The sequence below is a fragment of the Actinomycetes bacterium genome (assembly GCA_024222295.1).
Classification (GTDB): domain Bacteria; phylum Actinomycetota; class Acidimicrobiia; order Acidimicrobiales; family Microtrichaceae; genus JAAEPF01.
The window spans coordinates 1-1,624 of record JAAEPF010000107.1 but is presented as its reverse complement, the minus strand read 5'-3'; the positions used below and the strand labels follow the sequence as shown (position 1 = coordinate 1,624).

Genomic DNA, 1,624 nt, shown 5'->3' with positions numbered 1-1,624 from the left:
TTTGCAGGACACCGCCGAGTCGGCCCGATAGCCATGGTGGACGTAGACGCAGCCATGCGCGCGAGCGCCTACGACGGCCGCAAGAAGCGGCGCGGCGCGGGCGACAAGGACGACGACAAGTCGAGCCGCACCATAGAGCCGTTCAGGCCCGAGGAGGCGGCGATCAAGGAGGTCGCTGACGCGTTCTCGATGTGGCTCGTGATCGTCATGGGGCTCTCGGTGTCGCTTTTCATGCGGTACGTCATGATGCCGACGATGACCGAGCCCAGCAAGGTGCTGTGGGTCCTGCCCTTGGGTCTGGCCGTGGTCGTGCCCTCCATGCACAGGCTCGTCATACCCTCCAGGTACTACGAGCTGTACACCAAGGGCAACTGGTTCAGGGCCTGCTTCCTGTTCGTCTTCAGCTGGCTCGCCCTCAGCTTCGTGCTCTCCAACCCGCCGATAGCGGACATAGCGGCACCCATGCCACCAGGGGGCATTGACGTCCAGGACGCCAACGGGATAGTCGACTCCGACTGGAACAACGGGGTGTACACGATCGAGCTGGACAGGGACGAGGCGCACATCGTCCTGGGCATGGCGGTCTCCGACAACGTCGACACCCTCGGGGCGCACGTGCTCGTGACGCTCATCCGGGGCGATATCACCTACATATCGGCGAACGACACGGCCGAGAACCTCACCGCTGAGAGCGAGCTCTTCGAGTCATTGGACTCCGGCGACTGGCTGAGGGGCAACAAGACTGGGCTCACGAGCAAGAAGAACCTCGGGCCCAGGGTCTCGTACAGGGCGGATGACGTAGGCCTCGCATGGGACCTCGGCATGCTCGGGCCCGGCACCTACCTGCTGCACATCGAGATGAGCGAGTCCAGGGACGGCATGGGGCCGTGGGACACCAACACGTGGACTGCCGACTGGACGATCAAGGTCAGCCAGACCGGCTAGACCCAGACGTCGTTCGATGCTGTGAGGTCGCCCTCCGCCTCTCCCGTGTTCACGACGCCGCGGGGCTCCACGAGCATCACCTTGCACTCCTCCTCGGCGTACGGCTTGTGGCTCACGCCCTTGGGCACGACGTACATCTCGCCCTCGGACAGCTCGACGGTCTCGTCCTCGAGCTCTATGCGCATCGAGCCCTCGATGACGATGAACACCTCGTCCGTGTCAGCGTGGTTGTGCCAGACGAAGTCGCCCTGGATCTTGACCAGCTTGAACTGGTAGTCGTTCATCTCGGCGATCACCCTCGGCGACCAGTGGTCGGAGAACTTGGCCAGCTTATCCCCGATGTTGATCTTGCCCATATCGCCCCACCTACTGTGACAGCATCGAGCAGAGCCTCGCGGTCATCGCATCGAGCTGGAGGGCCTCACCGCCCCCCTCGACCATCCTGAAGTCGGTCTCGGCCATCGCCTCGGTGGCCGCTAGCTTCTGCGGCTCGGACAGGAACTCGACGTCCCCGAGCCCCCTGTGGAGCTGGTTGACGAGGTCGGTGCCGGCGAGCCCGAACCTGTCGAGCAGGTCCCGGAGCCTCCTGCGCGCTGGCTGGAAGCCGTCCTCCCTGCAGGCGAGGAAGAACTGCTGTAGCTCCTCGGGGGGAGCGGTCGCCGTGGTCTCGTAGACTATG

Annotated in this window: 3 protein-coding genes; 1 reads left to right on the top strand and 2 read right to left on the bottom strand. The window is 64.3% G+C overall.

Going from position 1 to position 1,624, the window contains the following annotated elements:
- Nucleotides 1-36: 36 nt before the first annotated feature.
- Entirely contained in the window at nt 37-945 is a 909-nt protein-coding gene (locus GY812_17700) for a hypothetical protein (GenBank protein ID MCP4437316.1), read from the top strand.
- Here GY812_17700 and GY812_17695 read toward each other — a convergent pair.
- Entirely contained in the window at nt 942-1,301 is a 360-nt protein-coding gene (locus GY812_17695) for a cupin domain-containing protein (GenBank protein MCP4437315.1), read from the bottom strand. The two genes, GY812_17700 and GY812_17695, sit on opposite strands and share 4 nt — an antisense overlap.
- 10 nt (nt 1,302-1,311) lie before the next feature.
- Nucleotides 1,312-1,624 (bottom strand): replication factor C small subunit (gene rfc / locus GY812_17690; protein MCP4437314.1); only part of this gene is annotated, 313 nt, incomplete at its 5' end.